Annotated in this window: 18 protein-coding genes; 12 read left to right on the top strand and 6 right to left on the bottom strand. The window is 73.3% G+C overall.

The window, feature by feature from the left end:
* The first annotated feature begins 113 nt into the window (after positions 1 to 113).
* The 3 genes from AB0881_RS05760 (at position 114) to AB0881_RS05750 (ending at position 4,516) form a co-directional block, all read left to right on the top strand.
* Entirely contained in the window at positions 114 to 2,933 is a 2,820-nt protein-coding gene (locus AB0881_RS05760) for a LuxR family transcriptional regulator (RefSeq protein ID WP_366614535.1), read from the top strand.
* Between the two features lie 219 nt (positions 2,934 to 3,152).
* Positions 3,153 to 3,779 carry a hypothetical protein gene (locus AB0881_RS05755; protein ID WP_366614534.1) on the top strand — a complete coding sequence of 209 codons (627 nt, stop codon included), beginning with the start codon at positions 3,153 to 3,155 and terminating at the stop codon, positions 3,777 to 3,779.
* A 317-nt stretch (positions 3,780 to 4,096) separates the two neighbouring features.
* Positions 4,097 to 4,516 carry an ATP-binding protein gene (locus tag AB0881_RS05750; RefSeq protein WP_366614533.1) on the top strand — a complete coding sequence of 140 codons (420 nt, stop codon included), beginning with the start codon at positions 4,097 to 4,099 and terminating at the stop codon, positions 4,514 to 4,516.
* Between the two features lie 4 nt (positions 4,517 to 4,520).
* On the opposite strand, the gene AB0881_RS05745 is transcribed toward AB0881_RS05750, so the two are convergent.
* Positions 4,521 to 6,140, bottom strand: a complete 1,620-nt coding sequence (locus AB0881_RS05745; RefSeq protein WP_366614532.1) for an AMP-binding protein — start codon at positions 6,138 to 6,140, stop codon at positions 4,521 to 4,523.
* Complete coding sequence (locus tag AB0881_RS05740; RefSeq protein ID WP_366614530.1) at positions 6,137 to 6,376, bottom strand: WhiB family transcriptional regulator; 240 nt, start codon at positions 6,374 to 6,376, stop codon at positions 6,137 to 6,139. The genes AB0881_RS05745 and AB0881_RS05740 overlap by 4 nt, the downstream gene beginning before the upstream one ends.
* Before the next feature lie 345 nt (positions 6,377 to 6,721).
* On the opposite strand from AB0881_RS05740, the gene AB0881_RS05735 reads away from it, so the two are divergent.
* Complete coding sequence (locus AB0881_RS05735; RefSeq protein ID WP_366614528.1) at positions 6,722 to 7,777, top strand: alpha/beta hydrolase-fold protein; 1,056 nt, start codon at positions 6,722 to 6,724, stop codon at positions 7,775 to 7,777.
* On the opposite strand, the gene AB0881_RS05730 is transcribed toward AB0881_RS05735, so the two are convergent.
* The gene (locus tag AB0881_RS05730) at positions 7,758 to 9,317 is read right to left on the bottom strand and encodes an MDR family MFS transporter (RefSeq protein ID WP_366614689.1); all 1,560 of its coding nucleotides are present in this window, start codon (positions 9,315 to 9,317) and stop codon (positions 7,758 to 7,760) included. The genes AB0881_RS05735 and AB0881_RS05730 overlap by 20 nt on opposite strands.
* A 152-nt stretch (positions 9,318 to 9,469) precedes the next feature.
* Here AB0881_RS05730 and AB0881_RS05725 point away from each other — a divergent pair, with 152 nt between their 5' ends.
* Positions 9,470 to 10,060, top strand: coding sequence for a TetR/AcrR family transcriptional regulator (locus AB0881_RS05725; RefSeq protein WP_366614526.1), 591 nt, complete (start codon positions 9,470 to 9,472; stop codon positions 10,058 to 10,060).
* Here the strand turns inward: AB0881_RS05725 and AB0881_RS05720 are convergent.
* Complete coding sequence (locus tag AB0881_RS05720) at positions 10,057 to 11,748, bottom strand: ankyrin repeat domain-containing protein (RefSeq protein ID WP_366614524.1); 1,692 nt, start codon at positions 11,746 to 11,748, stop codon at positions 10,057 to 10,059. The two genes, AB0881_RS05725 and AB0881_RS05720, sit on opposite strands and share 4 nt — an antisense overlap.
* 364 nt (positions 11,749 to 12,112) lie before the next feature.
* Positions 12,113 to 12,373 (bottom strand): hypothetical protein, encoded by a 261-nt coding sequence (locus AB0881_RS05715; RefSeq protein WP_366614523.1) that lies wholly within the window; start codon positions 12,371 to 12,373, stop codon positions 12,113 to 12,115.
* Between the two features lie 214 nt (positions 12,374 to 12,587).
* On the opposite strand from AB0881_RS05715, the gene AB0881_RS05710 reads away from it, so the two are divergent.
* Entirely contained in the window at positions 12,588 to 13,814 is a 1,227-nt protein-coding gene (locus AB0881_RS05710) for a hypothetical protein (RefSeq protein ID WP_366614522.1), read from the top strand.
* Positions 13,815 to 13,863: 49 nt separating this feature from the next.
* On the opposite strand, the gene AB0881_RS05705 is transcribed toward AB0881_RS05710, so the two are convergent.
* On the bottom strand, positions 13,864 to 14,541 hold the full coding sequence (locus AB0881_RS05705; RefSeq protein WP_366614520.1) for a helix-turn-helix domain-containing protein: 678 nt from the start codon (positions 14,539 to 14,541) through the stop codon (positions 13,864 to 13,866).
* Between the two features lie 93 nt (positions 14,542 to 14,634).
* On the opposite strand from AB0881_RS05705, the gene AB0881_RS05700 reads away from it, so the two are divergent.
* Genes AB0881_RS05700 through AB0881_RS05675 form a run of 6 tightly spaced genes read left to right on the top strand, consistent with a single transcriptional unit; the run spans position 14,635 to position 20,009 of the window.
* A complete protein-coding gene (locus AB0881_RS05700; protein WP_366614518.1) occupies positions 14,635 to 15,087 on the top strand; it encodes a nuclear transport factor 2 family protein in 453 nt (150 codons plus the stop codon).
* Positions 15,084 to 15,872 carry an SDR family oxidoreductase gene (locus AB0881_RS05695; protein ID WP_366614516.1) on the top strand — a complete coding sequence of 263 codons (789 nt, stop codon included), beginning with the start codon at positions 15,084 to 15,086 and terminating at the stop codon, positions 15,870 to 15,872. The genes AB0881_RS05700 and AB0881_RS05695 overlap by 4 nt, the downstream gene beginning before the upstream one ends.
* Complete coding sequence (locus tag AB0881_RS05690; RefSeq protein WP_366614514.1) at positions 15,865 to 16,650, top strand: SDR family oxidoreductase; 786 nt, start codon at positions 15,865 to 15,867, stop codon at positions 16,648 to 16,650. Before AB0881_RS05695 ends, AB0881_RS05690 begins: the two co-directional genes overlap by 8 nt.
* Positions 16,647 to 18,053, top strand: coding sequence for an FAD-dependent oxidoreductase (locus AB0881_RS05685; protein WP_366614512.1), 1,407 nt, complete (start codon positions 16,647 to 16,649; stop codon positions 18,051 to 18,053). The genes AB0881_RS05690 and AB0881_RS05685 overlap by 4 nt, the downstream gene beginning before the upstream one ends.
* Before the next feature lie 25 nt (positions 18,054 to 18,078).
* The gene (locus tag AB0881_RS05680; RefSeq protein ID WP_366614511.1) at positions 18,079 to 19,410 is read left to right on the top strand and encodes an MFS transporter; all 1,332 of its coding nucleotides are present in this window, start codon (positions 18,079 to 18,081) and stop codon (positions 19,408 to 19,410) included.
* A 44-nt stretch (positions 19,411 to 19,454) separates the two neighbouring features.
* Positions 19,455 to 20,009 (top strand): MarR family winged helix-turn-helix transcriptional regulator, encoded by a 555-nt coding sequence (locus AB0881_RS05675; RefSeq protein WP_366614510.1) that lies wholly within the window; start codon positions 19,455 to 19,457, stop codon positions 20,007 to 20,009.
* The last annotated feature ends 77 nt before the right edge of the window (positions 20,010 to 20,086 follow it).

Raw genomic sequence — 20,086 nt, 5'->3', positions numbered from 1 at the left:
CATCACTCGGGGGCCCCGGGGAGACCCGGGGGTTCGTGCGCCCGCTCGACGCGAACGGAGAGTGTGACGTGGTTACCGGCGTTCCGACCATTCCGACGGCTCTGACCCGCCCCGTGCCCGCGCTCGGCACCGCCGGCCTTTCCGAGGCTCCCCCCGGCGGTGCCGCCCCGGCCGTCCTGTACGGCCGGGACCGCGAGCTGGCCGTACTGGCCGAAGTCCTCGACGCCGCCCGCACCGGCCGCGGCGGCGCGCTCGCCGTCGTCGGCGGCCTCGGCATGGGCAAGAGCGCCCTGCTGGCGGCCGCCGCCGGACGGTCGGGCGAGGGCTTCCGCGTCCTGCGGGTGCGCGGCGTCCGGCAGGAGGGCTCCGTCCCGTACGCGGGGCTGCACCGCCTCCTGCGCCCGCTCGCGAACGTGATCGAACGGCTGCCGCGCCACCACGCGGCGGCGCTCGCGCCCGTCACCGGCGGCGGCACCGAGACGGCGCCGTTCGCCTTGTACGCGGCGGTCTGCTCGCTGCTGTCGGAGGCCGCCGCGGAACGTCCCGTCCTGTGCTGGATCGACGACGCGCACCGGCTGGACCGGGTGTCGCTGGAGGCGCTGGCGTTCGCGGCGCGGCGGATCCCGGACGTCCCGGTCGCGATGCTGTTCGCCACCCGCAAGGGGCATCCGGCGTCCGCCGTCCGCGGCTGCCTGGCCGACCTCCCGCGGCTCGCGCTCGGGCCGCTGGACGAGGCGGACGCCGTCCGCGTGCTGGAGAGCCTGGCCCGCGGCAACGTCGACGAGGAGCTGGCCACCGAGGTGGTGGAGCTGGCCGGCGGCAACCCGCTGGCGCTCGCCGAGTTCGCCGCCGCGTTCACCCCCGACCAGCTGGCCGGGAACGCGCCGCCGCCGCGCGCGCTGCCCGCCCGCAGCGTCCTGCGCGCCCACTACCGCCGCCGCTACCTGCGGCTGACGTCCGGGGCGCGCCGGCTGGTGCTGCTGGCCGCCGCCGACGACCGGCTGGACGTCGGCACCCTCGCCCGCGCCGCGTCCGAGGACGGCATCGATCTGCGCGAGCTGGAATGGGCCCGCGCCTCCGGGCTGATCCGGATCGACGGGGACCGGCTGGAGATGCCCGCCCCGCCGGCGCGGTCGAGCCTGTACGCCGACGCGTCACCGGCCGAGCGGCGCGCCGTGCACGAGCTGCTCGCCCGCGTCCTGGACCGCGGCTGGCACGCGCCGCGCCGCTGCTGGCACCGCGCCGCGCTCGCCGACGGGCCGGACGAGGCGCTCGCCGCCGACCTCGCGGAGTCGGCGGAGTCCCTCCAGAGCGTCAGCCGGCACGCCGAGGCCGCCCGGTCGTGGCAGCGGTCCGCCGAACTCACCGCCGACCCCGAGACGCGCGCCGACCGGTACATCGCCGCCGCCTCGGCGTCCTGGAAGGCGGGCCGGATGCGGCGCGCCCGCGCGATGCTGCGGCAGGTCCGCCCCTGCACGTCCGACCCGGGCAGGCTCGGCCGCGCCGCGCTGCTCCAGGGCGAGATCGAGATGGTCGACGGGCTGCCCGTGATGGCGCTGTGGATCCTCCAGGAGGCCGCCGGCCACCTCGCGGACGTCGACCCGCCGCAGGCCCTCACCGCGCTGCTCCAGGCGTCCGCCGCCGCCGACACCACCGGCGACCGGCACTGCCACCGCGACCTCGTCCAGCGGGCGATCGCGCTCGCCGAGCGGTCCTCGCCGTCCGCGTCGCCGATCGTGGAGTTCGTCCACTGCTACTTCGCGGGAATGCGCGCGGCCGCGCTCCGCGAACCCGACGAGGCGTACCGGCGGCTGCGCCGCGTCCTGGAACTCGCCGACGAGGTCGCCGACGGCTCGGTCAAGTCCTGGGCCGCCACCGCCGCGATGGTGCTCGGCGACGACCGGCGCGCCCGCGACCTGGCCGCCCGCGCCGTCGCCGGCACCCGCGACCGGGAGGGCGCCGTCATGGAGCCCCGCGCGCTCGGCGTCCTCGCCCACTGCGAGGTCCTCCTCGGCCGCTACCCCGCCGCCGAGTCCACCGCCCGCGAAGGGCTGCGGCTGGCGCGCGCCGCCGGGCAGCGCAACCAGGTGATCGAGCAGCGCGCCCTGCTGGCGCTGCTGGCCGCGTTCCGCGGCGACCGGGACACCGCGCTCGGCCACCTGGACGGCCTCGCCGAAGAGGGCGGGCAGCGCGAGCTGGTCCGCGCCACCTCCCTCGAGACCTGGGCGATGGCCTGCCTCGACCTCGCCGACGACCGCCCCGCCGACGCCGCCGCGCGGCTGCGCCACCCCGTCGGCTCCGCCAGCGGCCACCCGATGCTGCGCCTCCTGGCCATCCCCCACTTCGTCGAAGCCGCCGTACGCGCCGGGCGCCCCGACGACGCGCGGCGCGCGTTCGCGGCCTTCGAACGCTGGGCGAGCCTGGCCCGCGGCCCCGGCCGCCCCGCCCTCGCCGAACGCTGCCGCGCGCTGCTCGCCGAGGACGACGAGGCCGCCGCCGAGCACTTCGAGGCCGCGCTGCGCCGGCACGAGGACGGCGACTCCCCGCTGGAGATGGCCCGCACCGCCCTCCTGTACGGCCACCGCCTCCGCCGCGGCCGCCGCCCCCGCGACGCCCGTCCCCACCTCCGCAACGCCGCGCAGATCTTCCAGCGCTCCGGCGCCGCCACCTGGGCCGCCCGCGCCCGCGCCGAACTCCGCGCCGCCGGCGAGACCCTGGACGACCCCGGCCGCCCCGAGGAGTCCGGCCCGCTCGCCGAACTCACCGCCCAGCAACTCCAGATCGCCCGCCTCGTCGCCGGCGGCGCCACCAACCGCGAGATCGCCGCCCAGCTCGTCATCAGCCCGAGAACCGTCGACGGCCACCTCCGCAACATCTTCGCCCGCCTCGGAATCCGCTCCCGAATCGAACTAGCGCACTTGTTCATTGCATAGCCCTTGGCAATCAAGACCACATCGGCCGGCCTGCTGAGGTGGTGCGAACCTCAAGCGTTGCGATCGCGTCCGAAGGCAGATGCGAGCGCGAGCGAGCATCTGATCGTCGAGCGAGCCCCTGGGCGAGTCGAGACGATGCAGCGATCGCCGCAGTGCCCGCCGAAGGAGGGCGCCCAGCGCCCGACGCCAAGGGCAATGCAGGAAGCTAGAGTCCCGATCATGGGGCGGGTCGGGCTGGAGATCATGGAGCTCTGCCGGGAGCGGTTCGGGGTCGCGCCGCGTGCTTTCGGGCGGCGGGACGTTCGGCGGCTGGGGGCTCCGCTCTGGTTGCGGGCCGCCCGGGACGATCCGCTGCACGAGATCCTGCGCAGCCAGGAGATGCTGCTCGCCTCGGGGCGGGTCGTGTGGGGGTGCGTCGTGCAGGCGGACGCCTCGCTGTTCCGGCCGGGGCGCGGGGACCGGGCGGCGCTGGTGATCTACAGTCCGGACCCGGCGTTCGACGAGATGCCCGAGGAGCTGCAGGAGGTCGCGTCGCGGCTGTTCGCGCTCAAGCGGCCGCCGGAGCCGGCCGATCCGGGGCTGCGGGAGTTCGCGCGGCTGCTGAACGGCTCCGGCACGGCCGCGCGGCCGTCGCGGGCGCCGGTGCCGCGGCCGCTGGTCGGGAGCCTTCCGGTGTACGCGACGACCGTGCTGGTCGGGCGGCGGCACGTGCCGGGGCGCTTCCTGGCCGCCGGGACGTTCCCGCTGATCGTCCACCCGGACACCGAGAGCACGATGATCCTGCCGGGGCGGTTCTGGCCGCCCGCGCTCCTGGCGCTCTGGGAGCGGGCGGCGGCCGGGGGTTGAGGATCCTCCACCGGTCCGGATCCGCTCATCGCGCGGACAGCGGCCGGTGAGCGAACGGATCTCGGATGTTTACCGTTCCACACCGCCTGGACGGCAGGCCACGGGTACCGTGGTTTCCGCCACCGGAGCCATGCCCCGTCACCCGCCACGGGAGCCCGCACCGGCGGTACCGGCTACTCGCTTCCCAAAAGATCAGTTGCACGATGCGTTGCCTCATCACTCCCTGTACATGAATGATGACGGTGCGCGCTTCCGATCTCTCAGAGTGGTGATCCTGTGACGTTGGGCAAGACACGTGCGGACATGGACGCGCCGTCATGACGGCCGCCATGGAACGGCTCGGCGATCAGCTGCTGCTGACCGGCGACCGCATGGAAGGGCGTGCGGCTCGCCGCGCCGTCAGGGAGCGCGCCGCCAAGGTCGTCGGCGACGGCGACGTCCTGGACGACATCGAGCTGATGACCTCCGAGGCCATCGCCAACGCGCTGCTGCACGGCTCGGGGCCGATCAGCGTCACGGTGGTGACGGACGGCCGCCGGGTGCGGGTCGAGGTCCGCGACGGCGGTCCCGCCGCGCGGTGCGATCCCGCCCGGCGCGGCATCGACCACGGCCGCGGGCTGAACGTGATCGACTCGCTGGCGGCGGAGTGGGCGCTGGAGCGGTCCTGCGGCGAGACCCGGCTGTGGTTCGTCGTGGACCGCCCCGGCGCGGCGCCGCCGGGGCACGGGCCGCCGTGACGGGTCAGGCGGGGTCCCCCTGCCCTTCGGGGGCGAGCGAGCCGCGCACCACCTTGCCGGTGGCGTTGCGCGGCAGCTCGCGGACGAAGTGCACGTCCCGCGGCACCGCGAAGCGGGCGAGCCGGGCGCGCACGTGCTCGCGCACCGCGTCCGCGTCGAGCGCCGCCCCGGGCCGCGGCACGACGTACGCGACCAGCCGCTGCCCGAAGTCCTCGTCGGGCGCCCCGACCACCGCGACCTCGCGCACCTGCGGCAGCCGGGCCAGCACCTCCTCGACCGCGCTCGGGAACACGTTCTCGCCACCGGAGACGATCATGTCGTCGTCCCGGCCGCGCACCGTCAGCCGGCCGTGCTCGTCCAGCGCGCCGAGATCGCCGAGGCTCATCAGGCCGTCCCGCATCTCCTTGGTGCCGCCGCCGGTGTAGCCCGCGAACAGCAGCTCGTTGGCGGCGAAGATGCGGCCCGTGGCGCCGGGCGGCACCGGCTCGCCGCGCTCGTCCAGGATCGCGACCCGCGTCCCGGGCGGCGGCGTGCCCGCCGTCCCGGGGCTGGCCCGCAGGTCGGCGGGGGTGGCGATGGTGACCCAGCTGGCCTCGGTCGAGCCGTACAGGTTGTAGAGGACGTCGCCGAACGCGTCCATGTACGCGGTCGCCAGCTCGCCCGGCAGCGCCGACCCGCTGACGGCCGTGATCCGCAGCGCCGAGGTGTCGTGCGCGGCCCGCGCCTCCGGCGGGAGCTCCAGGATCCGCTGGAGCATCACCGGGACCGCGACCAGCGCCGTCGCGCCGGTGGACGCGGCCGTCCGCAGCGTGGACTCGGGGTCGAAGCGGCGCCGCAGGACGACCGTCGCGCGCAGCGAGATCGCCGTCTGGAGCATCGCGTACCCCCAGGTGTGGAACAGCGGCGCCTCGATGAGCATCCGCTCGTGCACCCGGTACGGGATCCGCGACAGGATCGACGCCAGCGGCGTCATGCCGGGGCGGGAGTGCCGGTCGGCGCCCTTGGGCGGGCCGGTCGTCCCGGAGCTGAGCATGATCGTACGGCCGGGCCGCGGGGGCGGCGCGATCGCGCCGGCGGGCGCCGCGCCGATCAGTTCGTCCAGGCCGCGGCCGGGGCCGTGCGCCGTGAACACGCGCACCCTGTCCGGCACGGCGTCCAGGAGGTCGGCGAACTCCGGGTCGGCGACCAGCACCTCCGCCTGCTGGTCCTCCAGTACGGCGAGCAGCTGCGCCGTGCTCATCCCGGTGTTGAGCAGGACGAGGTCGGCGCCGCGCTTGCTGCACGCGACGAGCGTCTCCAGCATGCCCCGGTGGTTGCGGCACAGGACGGCGACGCGGGACGACGCCTCGCCGAGGGCCGCGAGGGCGGCGGCGAGCCGGTCGGTGCGGGCGTCCATCTCGGCGTACGTCAGCTCGCCGTCGTCGTCGACGACCGCGATCCGGCCGGGGTCGCGTACGGCCGCCGACGTGAACGTGCCGCCGAGCAGGGTGCCCCAGCGGCGCAGCGCGTTCAGCTGCCGCACCACCCGGTGCGGCGGGCCCGGCCGCAGCAGCCCGCTGCGCGCCATCATCGCCGCCACCCGGCCTACCGCCCGCGCCCGCTGTGCCGTGCCGACTGTGCTCATGTGCCGCCCTCTCGGGGTTCGGGGGGACGGCGGCGGGCCCGGCCGCGCCGCTCGCCGGGGGTCAGCCCGCCCCAGATGCCGTACGGTTCGCCGGCCACCAGCGCGTGCCCGAGGCACTGGTCGCGGACGCCGCAGCCCGCGCAGATCCGCTTGGCGGGGCCGGGATCGGCATGGTCGGGGAAGAAGAGCTCCCAGCTTCCGACGCACTCCGCGCGGTCCATCCACAGCACGGCCATGGCACATCGGCCTCCTCGCGGGCAGGCGGACTCCTGGGGCTCCGTTCGGGACATGACCGTAGGCGCGGGCGCACCGCCCGTACTCCTTCGCCAGGGCAGGTATTCGGGCGCGCCGTTATTACCGTTCTGACAACTTCGCCGTAGGGGCGCCGCGGGTGTTGACGGCGGCGGGCGCACTCGATCTCGCCCAATGTCGCTCAATCTCGCTCAATCTCGCTCAATGTCGCTCAGTCGCGGCGAGCGGGCTTATCACGCTGGGCCATAGATCCACTCCGCCGGCGTGCAGGAGACTGCATCGACGTCCCCGCGTCCGGACCCGGCCGTCCATCGCAGCGAGGTGAACGCATGTCCCGTCAGGCACGCCAGATGAGCCGCCGTGCGAGGAACGGCGGGGCACCGCCGCGGCGGCGTTCGCTGCGCGCCGGGGCGCTCGCCGCGGTCATGGTCGCCTCGCTGGGCGCCACGGCGACCGGAACGGCGCAGGCCCGTACGTACGCGCTCAAGGCGGCCGACACCGGGGCACGCATCACCAAGACGACGAAGCTGAGCGCGCGCCAGGTGGACGTCACCATCGACTCGCCGTCGCTCGGCAAGTCGGTCAAGACGCGCGTGCTGCTCCCGGCGAACTGGAGCGCGGGCGCGACCACGACGTGGCCGGTCCTGTACGCGTACCACGGCGGCCAGGACGACTACACGTCCTGGACGCGCAACACCGACATCGAGGCGTGGGCTGCCCAGTACAACGTCATCGTCGTCATGCCGGAGGCGTCGAACGGCTCCTACGCCGACTGGTTCAACTACGGCAAGGGCGGCACGCCCAAGTGGGAGACGTTCCACACCACCGAGGTCCGCCAGCTGATGGAGCGCAACTACCACGCGGGGGCGCTGCGGGCCGCGATCGGCAACTCGTCGGGCGCGCAGGGCGCCTTCTCGTACGCCGCCCGCCACAAGGGGATGTTCAAGCACGTGGCGTCGCTGAGCGGGCTGCTGTCGATGCGCTCGCCCGGGATCCCGGCGCTGCTGATGTTCACCAACGCCGGGAACGGCCAGGATCCGTTCGCGATCTGGGGCATCCCGTGGGTCGACGACGCCAACTGGAAGTCGTACGACCCGGCCACGCAGGCCGAGAAGCTGCGCGGCACCAAGCTGTTCTTCTCGTCGGGGACGACCGGGAAGCCGGGCCCCGGGGACCCGAACGTGGCGCCGTGGGACATCGGCCTGCTGAGCGAGATCGCCATCGGCGCCAACAACATCGAGTTCCAGAAGACCCTGGACCGGCTCGGGGTCCCGTACACCGCCAGCATCTACAAGGACGGGCGGCACAACTGGCCGGCCTGGACCCGCGAGGCGAAGTCCGTGTGGCCGGCCCTCATGTCCTCCATCAGCGCCCGGCGGCTGTGACCTCGTCCGCCGGGACGCCGGCCGCGGGCTTCTCCTCGGTCTCGGCGGGCAGGTCGAGGGCGTCCCGCAGGGTGACCGGCTTGAGCGCCGCCGCCGCGATGATGCCGACGACCGCGATGGCGGCCGAGAGCAGGAAGATGTGCCCGGTGGCGTCGCCGTAGGCGCCGCGCACGATCTCCTGGATCGGGCCGGGCAGGGCGGCGATGTCGAGGTCGCCGCCGGCGCCCCCGCCGCCCTTGACGCCCATCTTCGCCAGCCCGTCCGCGATGTTCGAGGCGACGTGGTTGGCCAGCACGGCGCCGAGCACCGAGACGCCGATCGTCCCGCCCAGGGAGCGGAAGAACGTGACGGCGCCGCTGGCCGCGCCGACCTCGCGCAGCGGGACGGAGTTCTGGACGACCAGGACGAGGTTCTGCATCGAGGCGCCGACCCCGACGCCGACCAGCAGCATGCCCAGCGACAGGTACCAGATCGGGGTGTCGCCGCCGATGAACGCCAGCACCGCGAAGCCCGCGGTCAGCACGAGCGTCCCGAACACGATGTACGGCTTGACCTTGGCGGTCTTGGTGGTGAGCCGGCCGATGATCGTGGACGAGACCAGCACGCCGGCCATCATCGGGATGGTGAGCAGGCCGGCCTTCGTCGGGCTGTAGCCGCGGCCGATCTGGAAGTACTGGCCGAGGAACACGGCGCCGCCGAACATCGCCATGCCGACCGCGAGGCTGGCCACGATCGCCAGCGCGGTGTTGCGGCGGGCGATGATGTCCAGCGGGACGACCGGCTCGGCGACCTTGGCCTCGACCAGCACGGCCACGGCCAGCACCGCGAGCCCGCCGCCGGCCATCGCCGCGGTCTGCCAGGACAGCCAGTCGAACGACTCGCCGACGAAGGTGATCCAGAGCAGCAGCACGCTGACGCCGCCCGCGATGAGCACCGCGCCCAGGTAGTCGATCTTGACTTCGTCCCGGCGGACGTGCGCCAGCTTCAGCGTCTTCTGCAGCAGGGCGAACGCGACGACCGAGAACGGCACGCCGATGAAGAAGCACCAGCGCCAGCCGAGCCACGCGGTGTCGACGATCAGGCCGCCGAGCAGCGGGCCGCCGACGGTGGCCACCGCCATGACGGCGCCGAGGATGCCGTAGTAGCGGCCCCGGTCGCGCGGGCTGATCATGCTGGCCATCACGATCTGGACCAGGATCTGCAGCGCGCCCATGCCGAGGCCCTGGAACGCGCGGGCGGCGATCAGCTGCGCGGTGTTCTGCGCGAAGCCGGAGAACAGCGAGGCCGCCGTGAAGATCACGATGGACAGCTGGAGCAGCTTCTTCTTGTCGTACAGGTCGGCCAGCTTGCCCCAGATCGGGGTGCTGGCGGTGGAGACCAGCAGCGTCGCGGTGACGACCCAGGTGTACTGCGACTGGCTGCCCTTGAGCGCGCCGATGATCTGCGGCAGCGCGGTGGACACCACGGTGCCGCTCAGCATCGCGACGAACAGCACCAGCAGCAGACCGCTCAGGGCCTCCAGTGTCTGCCGCTGCGTCATGGGTTTGGACTGCACGCTCAAGTAGGGCCTCCTTGGGGGAGCGAGAAGGGAGTGAGCGAGGTGACACGGGTACAAGGCCGGGCGGTCGCATATTATTCCCAGTGGGAAAGTTTGCCCACTGGGAATCATTGCCCCACCGATAGGTTGGCCTCATGAGCACCCCTGGCGGCCTGCGCGAACGCAAGAAGGAGGCGACGCGCACGGCGCTGCACGAGGCCGCGGTACGGCTCACCGTCGAACGCGGCCTGGACGACGTCACGGTCGAGGAGATCGCCGACGCCGCCGGCGTCTCCCGGCGGACGTTCTCCAACTACTTCGCCGGCAAGGAGGACGCCCTCCTGTACGGCGACGAGCAGCGCCTGGAGGAACTGCTGGCGGCGTTCGAGGCGAGCCCGCCCGGCGGATCCGCGTGGACCACCCTCCGCCACGTGCTCCACGTCCTCTACGACGGCAAGGACGACCCCGACCCGCAGCTGGCCGTCAAGGCCCGGCTCGCCAAGCGGCACCCGTCCGTGCTGGGCCGGCAGCTCGCCCACTTCGCCGCGTTCGAGCGCCGCCTCGCCGCCGCCATCGCCGCGCGCGACGGCCTGCCCGAGACGAGTGTGCGGGCCCGCGCGATGGCGGCCGCGTTCCTGACCGCGCTGCGGATCGGCTCCCTGATGTGGACCGACCAGCAGCCGGGGCGCCCCCTGCGCGCCATCGTCGACGAGACCCTCGACGAGATGGCCGCCCCCTTCTCCTAGCCGTCCGCGCCTTCCACGAGCTTCACCAGGAAGTCCAGGTCACCGCGCTGTTCGGCGATCGAGCGCACCCAGCCCAGCACCCGGGAGAGCGCGGCCGGCCGCGCCCCGGCCGCCAGGAGCGCCCGTACGGTCGCGGCGGGCGCGGACCACGCCGCCACCAGCAGCGGCGTGCGCCCCATAGCGTCCCGCGCCTCCAGATCAACGCCCGCCGCCAGCAATCGGGGGAGCAGCTCCTCGTGGCGCACCGATCCCAGGCAGTGCAGCAGCGAGTGCCCGTTCCCGTCCCGCGTGTGCGGATCGTGCCCGGCGTCGAGCATTTTGAGAACGCCCTCGGTGTCGCCGTAGGACACCCTCCGGAACAGCTCCCGCCGCTGCTCTCTGAGAGCCCGCGGCAGGAACCCCCTGCCGTCCCACGTCTCCCGCACGGCGAAGCACCCGGCGGCCTGCCCCCCGAGCGCTTTCAAGGCACTCTCGCGGCGCCGCTCCTCCTCGGAATGCGAGTGGACGCGCAGGTGCCCGTTCCGGATCGACACCTCATGCCACTCCCCCCGGCACCGCACCCGCGCCACCCCGGGCGCCGCGACGCCCGCCGCCGCACGCTCGCCGTCCCATCCCGGGAACAGGGCCGCGCTCACCAGTGGATGCAGCTCCCCGATCCCGAGCCGTCCCGCCCTGACCAGATCCAGATCCGGAGGCCGCTGCCAGAACACGTCGGGAAGCCCCCGCACGTCCTTGGGGTCACGGCCCGCCGGGACGAACTCGGCGCGCAGCCCGGTCCCCTGCCCCGGCACCTCGACGACCAGCCGCGCGATGCCGAGCGGGCCGTAGGGGCGCCCGTACCGGGAGAGCGTGTGAGCGAGCACGAACCGGCGCTCCTCCCCCTCCGTCCCCTCCGCCACCAGCCGCCGCAGCTCCGCCTCGATCCGGTGCGGCGCGATCGGCATCAGGCGGAGGAGCTCGAGCTGCCGCTCCGCGCCGACCTCGTCCGACTCGGCGAGTCGCAGCTCGATCCCGGCCGCCGCGAACGCCGCCGCCACCTCGCCGCGCTCGTGCAGGAGCGAGATCCGCTCGGCCCGCGCCACCGGATCCGCCTCCGGCCCGGCCCCGGGCCGCTCCCGCGGCGTCCCGTCCGCCTCGAAGAACGGCGCCCGCTCCCGCCCGCCACCGCGGACCAGCAGCTCGCCCGCCCACCGGACGTCCCAGAGATGCCGCGGCAGCATCCACTTCCGCCACCCCGCCCGCCCGAACCGCAGGCACATCCGCTCGACCGCGCCCCTCCGCGCGCGCTCCAGATGGAGCATCGGGACCGCGGGCCCTCCCGTCCCGGACGACGACACCCGCGGATTCCCCGGCCGATCGACCCGGTACCCGCTCAGCGCGAACGCCGCCGCGTCCTCGTTCGCGATGTGCCAGCGCAGCAGATCGGGCGCCAGATGCCGCAGATCGTCCGCCAGCGCCTCCGCCACGTCCGCGCCGTACTCGTCCCGCACCCCGTCCGGCTCGAACGCGACCCCGACCCCCGCCGCCGCGCACGCCCCGCGCCAGTCCCCGGCCAGCCGCCGCCCGGTGGCCCGCTCGACCGTCCACGCCGGCACCGCGAACCGCCGAACGGTCTCCCACTCCCCCGCCACCAGCCGAGTGAACGCCCCGCCCCCGGACGCCCCCACCCGCACCGAGCCCGTCCCCACAAAGATCACCCCCACCGCCCCCGCAGCCTAGCCAGGCACCGCAGCCAGCCTCGACCGCCCTGATACGGGCCGGTGTTCCCGTCCGAGGGCCGCTCGCAGACAGCCGACGTCGAACGACGGACTGCCCGTACGACCGGACGGGGGCGTCCCGCGCACCGCGCCCCCAACTCGTCCAGCCGCCGTGCCAGCGCCGCCGGGTTCGGTGCCTCGACCAGGCGATGGCGGCCGGAACGATCCCGCGCCATCGCCCACCAAGAGCCGGTGAACTCGCCCCACCACGCCACGACGCCCGGAAAGCGATGCCGCAGTTCGGCCACCACCCGATCCGGGTCGAGTTCCGCCACCGCCCACGGCGCGACGGCGCTCACCGTCCGACCAGGTAGCCGATGACGGCCTGAGTCGCTTCCGCGATCCGGTCGGCGGGCGCGATCGGCCGGTTCCACGACGTCCAGAACCACACGTTCCCGAAGTCGTCGGCACGCGCTCGGCACGTGATCGTGTCCATCGCGACCTGCGGGTTGGCGACCACGAGCCCGCGCGCGGTCAGCTTGACCTCGAGTCCTCGTGCGCCCAGATGCGCGCCCAGCACTGCGAGCGGGCTGGACGCGGTCGTACGCTCGGCCATGGGTCCGACCTCCATCGGATCAAGGCCCCGGCCACGGTGTTGCCGCACCGGCCGGGGCCGCCTGGTGTTCACGGTCGAGTACGCGACAGTCCGCGCACGTCTCGTGACTTTCAGTGAATCCGAGCGGATACCGGGAGTCCATGGGGAGGATGGGGGAGGACTAGGGGAGGACTAGGGGAGGCCCCCGCCTCCCCCTCGCCGAGAGGTGTGCCAGATGCCCCCGGAGGACAGGAAAGCCGTCGGCGCACGCCTCCGGGCTGCACGGGAAGCGGCACCGTACTGGTCACGTGGAACGCTGGCGCGGCTGCTACGGGCCGCGGCCGAGCCGCGCGAACTCGCCGACGTCGCGCGCGTTCCCAGCCTCACGGACATGATCAAGCAGTGGGAGAACGGGAAGCACGTTCCCGATCACCGCTACCGCACGCTCTACAGCCGGGTGACCGGCAAGCCGGTGGAAGAACTGTTCGCCGCGGGCGGCGAGGACCGGAGCGCGGGCCTCACCGCGCTCTCGCTACATCCGCCCAGCACGAACGGGCCGCTCGCCGACTCCGCTTACCTGGACGCGCTCCGGGAGACCAACCAGGACCTCGTCAGGCTCGACGGCCGGTGGGGCGGCCACGATGTACTGCCTCTCGCCCTACGGGTCTTCCGAACGGCCGTCCACCGGATCGGCGTCGGAGCGTACAAGCCGTCGATCGAACGGGACCTGCTGGCGGTCGCCGGCGAGACCGGGGAGATCACGGCTTGGCTGGCGTACGACGCGGATCAGCAAATGGTGTCCCGCCAGGTCGCTCATGAAGCGCTCATGCTCTCCCGCCAAGCCGGTGACCGCGACATGGAGTTGTTCCTGCTCTCCCATCTCGCCATGCAGTCGCTGTACCTGCAACGTCCCCAGGAAGCACTCAGAATCACCACAGCCGTTCTGGATGAGAGCCTTCCACCCCGCGTCGCCGCGCTTTTCCAGATGCGCCATGGCCGGGGTCTCGCCCAGATCGGCGATGAACGCCGCGCGCTCGACATGCTCGCCAACGTCAGGAGCGCGCTCTCCGAGAGCATCCATCTCCGGGATCCGTACTGGACGTGGTGGGTCAACGAGACGGAGTTGACCTGGCACAGGGCAACGGCCCACGCGCAGCTCGGACAGTGGCGGAAGGCGATTCCGCTGCACGAACAGGTCGCCTTGGACTGCCGGAAAGCACACCTCTACGGCAACCTCGACCTGGCGCAACTGCTGGACACCTTGGTGCGGGTCCGGGACTGGCGGCGGGCCGAGGAGGTCATCGGGGAGATCGCGGCGCTGTCGGACGCCATCGGAAAAGGTCGGACGGCGAGCCTCTTGCGGAGGGTCTTCGCGCGGATCGGGCAGGACGGTGGTGCACCGTCCACGGTCGCCGATGGCGCGGCCGAACTGCGGCGTGCGCTGGACGGGTCGGTGCGGTAGCGCCGCAGTCGACGGACGCGGTCGCGTGGAACCCGTTAAGCGCGGCGGGTCAGTGGAGTAGGGACGCCAGGCGGTGGGCGGCCTCTACGACCAGGGCGCCCAGTTCCTCGACGTCGGGGGCCTCGAAGAGGGACAGGCCGATGACGGTCTGGGTGCGGGCGCCGGGGACGACGGCGGAGACGCCGGTGATGGCGGCGGCTATCTCGCCGTGGGAGACGGCGAAGCCGCGGCGGCGGGCGACGGTGATCTCCTCGCGCTCGCCCGGTACGGGCGGGGCGGCGGCCAGCATCGCCAGGCCCGCGGAGCCGCGGCCTATCGGGTCGACCTGGCCGGGGCGGAACGCGACGTGCATGCGGGCGCGGCGGGGTTCGACGACCATCAGCATCCGGGCGCGGTCCTCGTCCTCGCGGACGACGAGGTGCGCGGTCGCCTGCCGCAGGTCGGCCAGTTCCTCCAGCACGGGGCGGGCGAGGGTGCGCAGGTCCTGCTCGACGGGATCGGCGAGGCGGACGAGGCCGGCGCCGAGCGAGATCCGCTTGAAGCGGTCGCGGCGGCAGAGTTCGTGCGCCTCCAGGGTGCGGACGAGGCGGTGCGCGACGGTGCGGTGCACCCCGACCCCTTCGGCGATCTCCGTCAGCGTGAGTCCGTGGGGGTGTTCCACCAGAAGTTCCAGGATCTGCAGGCCGTTGTGCAGGGTCTTGGACATCCCGGAATCCAGCGCTGACATGCCACTCCTCTTGACGGGTGTGAAGCAGGCTACATAACGTGTCCGTACATCGCACGCTGAGTGCGATAATCGCACATTCTACGGAGAAAGCAAGTGGTTCCGGACGTAAGCAGCGAGACGCTCCTGCGCATCCACCGGATGTACGGGGCGCAGAGCCATCTGATCGACGAGGGCCGGGCCGGGGAGTGGGCGGCGACGTTCACCCCCGACGGGGAGTTCCGGTCGCCGTCCTATCCGGAGCCGGTGACCGGCACCCGGGAGCTGACGGCCTTCGCCGAGCGGTTCCGGGAGCAGGCCGGGCGGACGCGGCACGTGCTGACCAACGTCCACGTGGAGTCGGTGGACGACCACCGCGCCACGGTCCGCGCGTACCTGCAGATCGTCAGCACGCCCCCGGGCGGGCCCTCGCGGCTCGACCGGATGACCACGCTCACCGACGAGCTCGTCCGGATCGGCGGCCGGTGGCTGATCCGCCGCCGGACGGTCCGCCGCGACGACGCGCTTCCCTCCGCCACCCCTGAGAACACCACCGAGGAGAACGCATGACCGATGGGCGCGTACAGCACGACCCGATGACCGCCGTCTACCCGGAGTTCCCGGGCAAGGTCGCGGTCGTCACCGGCGCGGCCCGCGGCATGGGCGCGCGGTTCACCGCCGGGCTCGCCGCCCGCGGCGTGAACGTGGTCGGCGCCGACATCGACGAGACCGCCATGAAGGCCACCGCCGAGGCCCTGGCCGGGGAGCCCGGCGAGGTGGTCGCGGTCCGCGCGGACGTGACGCGCGCCGCGGACCACGAGGAGCTGGCCCGGACGGCCGTGGAGCGGTTCGGCCGGCTGGACTTCTGGATCAACAACGCGGGGATCTTCCCGTACGCGACGGCCGGCGAGATCTCGCCCGAGCAGATCGGCTCGACGCTGTCGGTGAACGTGGAGGGCGTCCTGTACGGCGCGCAGGCCGCGGCCCGGCACATGGGCCCCGGCGGCGCGATCGTCAACATGTCGTCGGTGTCGGCGATCCGCGTCCGCAAGGGGCGCGGCGCGTACTGCGCGTCCAAGGCGGCCGTGGCGCACCTGACCGAGTCCCTCGCCGTGGAGTTCGGCGACCAGGGCATCCGGGTCAACGCGCTCGCGCCCGGCTACATCGACACCGAGATGACGCAGTGGGTGAAGGAGGACCCGGCCGCTCTCAAGCACGCGCTGGACGTCGTCCCGCTGCACCGGCTCGGGTCGCCCGAGGAGGTCCTCGGCCCGCTGCTGTTCCTGCTGTCGGACAGCGCCCGGTACGTGACCGGCCACAGCATCGCGGTGGACGGGGGCTCGCGCCATGTCTGAGGGCGTCCGCTACCCGGGCGTCGTGCTGATCACGGGCGCGGCCGCGGGCATGGGCGCGGGCCACGCCCGCGCCCTCGCGGAGCGCGGCGTCCATGTCTGCGTGGCCGACGTCGCCGACACGGCGGAGGTCGTCGCCGGGATCCGGGACGCGGGCGGCGCGGCGAGCGGCCACGCCCTGGACGTCACCGACCCGGCCGCGTGGGCCCGCGTGGTGGACGAGATCCGCGCGGCGCACGGCGCGCTGGGCGGGCTCGTCAACAACGCCGGGATCTCGCGCCGGCTGGAGTTCCTCGACACCTCCGACGAGGTGTGGGAACGGGTCATGCTGATCAACCTCTTCGGCCCGTTCTACGGGATGAAGGCCGTCGCTGAGCTGATGCGCGACTCGGGCGGCGGCTCGATCGTGAACATCTCCTCGATCTCCGGGCAGATCGGCTACTTCTCGCCCGCGTACTCGTCCAGCAAATGGGGCCTGACCGGGCTGTCGAAGTCGGCGGCCGGCAACTTCGCCAAGTGGGGGATCCGGGTCAACTCCGTCCATCCCGGCCTGGTCGACACGGCGCTGCTGGACGGCGCGGACGCGTTCGTCCAGGCGGCCGTGCGCAGCATCCCGGCCGGCCGCACGGCCCGCCCGGAGGAGATCACCGACGTCGTCCTGCACCTGCTGTCGGACCGTTCCACGTACATGACCGGCAGCGAGGTCACCGTCGACGGCGGCCTGGTCTCCAACGGCCTCTACCACCGCATCGTCACCGACTCCGGAGGTGATCTGTCATGAACACGGATGTGATCGTCATCGGTGGCGGCGGTGCCGGGCTCGCGGCGGCCGCCTCGGCGGCCGAGCGGGGCGCCTCGGTGCTGCTGTTCGAGTCGGAGAAGGAGCTGGGCGGGTCCACGCAGCTGTCGGCGGGGATGTTCACCGCCGCCGGGACGAGCGTGCAGGCCGGGCTCGGGATCGAGGACTCGGCCGAGCGGTTCTTCCAGCACTACATGGACCTCAACCACTGGCGGCTGAACCCGGGGCTCGTCCGGGCGTTCTGCGAGCAGGCGGGACCGACGCTGGAGTGGCTCATCGGGCTGGGCGTGGAGATCCCGGCGCAGGTGTCGCACAACGCGCACACGCCGGGCCTCACCCGGGCCGGGGTCGAGGACGTCTGGCGCGGGCACGTGCCCCGCGACCAGGGGCTCGGGCTGGTGAACGTGCTGGCGCGGGCCTGCCGGGACCGCGGCGTGGAGATCGTCCTCAACACCAGGGTCCAGCGGCTCCTCCAGGAGGACGGCCGGGTCGCGGGCGTCGTGGCGGACGACCTGGAGGTGCGGGCCGGCGCGGTCATCGTGGCCAGCGGCGGTTTCGCGCAGGACCCGGACCTGCTGGAGCGGTACTACCCGGCGGCCGGGCGGGCGGGCGACGACCTGTTCGTCGTGGCGGCGCCCGGGAGCCGCGGCGACCACCTGCGGTTCGGCGAGCAGGTCGGGGCGGCGGTCACCGGCGAGGACTGGGGGCTGATGCTCCCGACCGCGTACTTCCAGCGGCTGCACCACTGGCAGTCGGGCTTCCCGCCGGTGTCGCGCGTCCACGTGAACGGGCGGGGCCGCCGGTTCATGGACGAGGACGCCTCGTACGCGGTGTCCGGCGGGATCATCGACGCGCAGGGCGGTCCGGTCTGGGCGGTCTTCGACGAGCGCGCCCGGCTGGGGCTGCCCGCCGGGTACGCGCACTGGACGCCCGATCACGTGGCGGCGGAGGCCGGCGCGGGCCGTACCGTACGGGCGGGTAGCCTGCCCGAACTGGCCGCGGCGATCGGCGTCCCGGCGGACGCGCTGGCCGCGACCGTGGCCCGCTGGAACGACCAGCTCCCGAACGGCCGCGACGACGACTTCCTGCGGCACGAGACGCTCGCCGCCAAGGGCGCCGCCGCCCCGCCGGAGCCGATCGCCGAACCGCCGTTCTACGCCGTGCGGACGCTGCCCGCCGAGCTGGTGTGCACCCACGCCGGGCTGGAGATCGACCCCGCCGCCCGGGTACTGGACGCCCGCGGCGAGGCCGTCCCCGGGCTGTACGCCGCGGGCGAGGCCGGCGCGGGCGTGCTGGGCCTCCGGTACGTCGGCGGCGGCAACGCCGTCGCCAACGCGCTGACCATGGGCCGCGCCGCCGGACTGGGCGCCGCGGCGCGCGTGTGACCCCCTGAAAGCCGAGGAGAACGTCATGGCCAATCCGACCACCGCCCCCCGGGACGCCGACATCGGCGCCCGCACCGTCCGGCGGGTGTCGACGCGCATCCTGCCGATCGTCGGGCTGCTCTACGTGTTCAACTACATGGATCGTTCCAACATCAGCTACGCGCAGCTGGGCATGGAGCACGAGCTGGCCATCACGGCGGCCACGTTCGGCACCGCGTCGGCGATCTTCTTTCTCGCGTACGTGGTGTTCGAGATCCCCAGCAACATGATCATGAAGCGGGTCGGTGCCCGGGTGTGGCTGGCCCGGATCGCCATCAGCTGGGGCATCATGACCGCGATCACCGGGTTCGTGCACAGCGTCACCCAGCTGTACATCGCGCGGATCCTGCTGGGCGTGGCGGAGGCCGGCCTGTTCCCGGGCCTGCTGCTCTACATGACGCTGTGGTTCCGGGCCGGCGAGCGCGGCCGGGCCATCGCGGCGCTGGCGCTGGCGCAGCCGATCGCGATGATCCTGGGCAGCCTGACCGGCGGGCTCATCCTCGACCACGTGCACTGGTTCGACCTGAGCAGCTGGCGCTGGGTGTTCATCCTCCAGGGCGCCCCCGCGGTGATCCTCGGCGTGATCGTGCTGTTCTACCTGCCGGACCGGCCGGCCAAGGCGCGGTTCCTCAGCGAGGAGGAGAGCACCTGGCTGACCACCGAGATCGACAAGGAGTACACGCGGGAGAAGGAGCACGGCCCGCTGGCCGAGCTGAAGGTGATCCGCGACCCGAAGATCATCTACCTGGCGGTGGCCAACTTCTTCGCCGCCTGCGGCCTGTACGGGTTCACGTTCTTCCTCCCGCAGATCGTCAAGCAGATGGACCCGTCGTACTCGGCGACCAACATCGGCTTCCTCGGCGCGATCCCGTTCCTCGTCGGCGCCGTCGGGATGCTGGTCGTCGCGCGCACCTCCGACCGGACCGGCGAGCGGCGCGGGCACGTGATCGCCCTCATGCTGCTGGCCGCGCTCGGGCTGACCGGAACGGTCCAGTTCCGGCACGATCCGGTGCCCGCGCTGATCTGCCTGTCGATGGTCGCGGTCGGCGTGCTCGGCTACCTGGCGCCGTACTGGGCGATGGCGTCCCGGCTGCTCTCCCAGGAGCAGACCGCGGTCGGGCTGGCGGCGATCAACACCATCGCGGCGCTGGGCGGGTTCTTCGGCCCGTACGTGATCGGCAAGAACGCGACCGTCGACGACGCCACGGCCGGCCTGTTCTTCCCGATCGGCTGCCTGGTGGTCTGCGCCGTGATGCTGCTCTTCCTGAAGGTGCCGCGGGACCGTCCCGGGCTCGCCGTCACCCAGCCGGGCAAGTAGTACATGGATGAACGAGCTTGCCGTACGGCACTAGAGTGATGGGCATGGCCGAGGAGCGGAACGGCGCCGGGACGCCGCCGGAGCGTGCGGTGGACTTCTGGTCGTTCGTCGACCTCGCCGGCCACCGGCTGTCGGAGGAGTTCGGGTTCCCGCACCGCGAGGCCACCCGGACGCTGCTCACCCTCAACCGCGCCTCCATGATCGTCACGTACGACCTGGAGGCGTCGGTGCACCGGCCGCGCGGCCTGTCGTGGGCGGGGTTCCGGCTGCTGTTCGTGACCTGGCTGGCCGGCCCGCTGGAGTCGCGGCGGGCCGCGGCGCTGGCCGGGATGAGCCGCGCGGCGGTGTCCAACCTGGCGAAGTCCCTGGTGGCCGACGGCCTGCTCGAACGGTCGCCGGGCGAGAACGACGGCCGGGCCGTGCTGCTGTCGCTGACCGGGCGGGGCCGGGAGACGATGCTGGAGGTCTTCCGCGCCCAGAACGAGCGGGAGCGGCAGTGGACCGAGGTCCTCACCGAGACCGAGCAGGAGATCCTCGTGATGCTCCTCGGCAAGCTCATCGCGCACCGCGACCAGTTCGACGTCCGCGAGCGCCGCTGACGGGGCCTTTCCCCGCACACCGCCCTTTCCGGGGCGTCCCGTCCCGCTTCTTTCCCTCCCCGGGGTTGAACGCGGCG

The organism is Spirillospora sp. NPDC029432, assembly GCF_040703975.1.
Classification (GTDB): domain Bacteria; phylum Actinomycetota; class Actinomycetes; order Streptosporangiales; family Streptosporangiaceae; genus Spirillospora.
Note: the sequence above shows the minus strand (reverse complement) of the source record. Positions and strands in the feature narration are given on the sequence as shown.

Excerpts from the sequence above, each read along its gene's own strand:
- AB0881_RS05690 (WP_366614514.1), top strand. The coding sequence starts at position 15,865 with ATGTCTGAGGGCGTCCGCTACCCGGGCGTCGTGCTGATCACGGGCGCG.
- AB0881_RS05735 (WP_366614528.1), top strand. The coding sequence starts at position 6,722 with ATGTCCCGTCAGGCACGCCAGATGAGCCGCCGTGCGAGGAACGGCGGG.
- AB0881_RS05715 (WP_366614523.1), bottom strand. The coding sequence starts at position 12,373 with ATGGCCGAGCGTACGACCGCGTCCAGCCCGCTCGCAGTGCTGGGCGCG.
- AB0881_RS05755 (WP_366614534.1), top strand. The coding sequence starts at position 3,153 with ATGGGGCGGGTCGGGCTGGAGATCATGGAGCTCTGCCGGGAGCGGTTC.
- AB0881_RS05750 (WP_366614533.1), top strand. The coding sequence starts at position 4,097 with ATGACGGCCGCCATGGAACGGCTCGGCGATCAGCTGCTGCTGACCGGC.
- AB0881_RS05710 (WP_366614522.1), top strand. The coding sequence starts at position 12,588 with ATGCCCCCGGAGGACAGGAAAGCCGTCGGCGCACGCCTCCGGGCTGCA.
- AB0881_RS05685 (WP_366614512.1), top strand. The coding sequence starts at position 16,647 with ATGAACACGGATGTGATCGTCATCGGTGGCGGCGGTGCCGGGCTCGCG.
- AB0881_RS05705 (WP_366614520.1), bottom strand. The coding sequence starts at position 14,541 with ATGTCAGCGCTGGATTCCGGGATGTCCAAGACCCTGCACAACGGCCTG.
- AB0881_RS05730 (WP_366614689.1), bottom strand. The coding sequence starts at position 9,317 with ATGACGCAGCGGCAGACACTGGAGGCCCTGAGCGGTCTGCTGCTGGTG.
- AB0881_RS05740 (WP_366614530.1), bottom strand. The coding sequence starts at position 6,376 with ATGGCCGTGCTGTGGATGGACCGCGCGGAGTGCGTCGGAAGCTGGGAG.
- AB0881_RS05675 (WP_366614510.1), top strand. The coding sequence starts at position 19,455 with ATGGCCGAGGAGCGGAACGGCGCCGGGACGCCGCCGGAGCGTGCGGTG.
- AB0881_RS05725 (WP_366614526.1), top strand. The coding sequence starts at position 9,470 with ATGAGCACCCCTGGCGGCCTGCGCGAACGCAAGAAGGAGGCGACGCGC.
- AB0881_RS05695 (WP_366614516.1), top strand. The coding sequence starts at position 15,084 with ATGACCGATGGGCGCGTACAGCACGACCCGATGACCGCCGTCTACCCG.
- AB0881_RS05680 (WP_366614511.1), top strand. The coding sequence starts at position 18,079 with ATGGCCAATCCGACCACCGCCCCCCGGGACGCCGACATCGGCGCCCGC.
- AB0881_RS05745 (WP_366614532.1), bottom strand. The coding sequence starts at position 6,140 with ATGAGCACAGTCGGCACGGCACAGCGGGCGCGGGCGGTAGGCCGGGTG.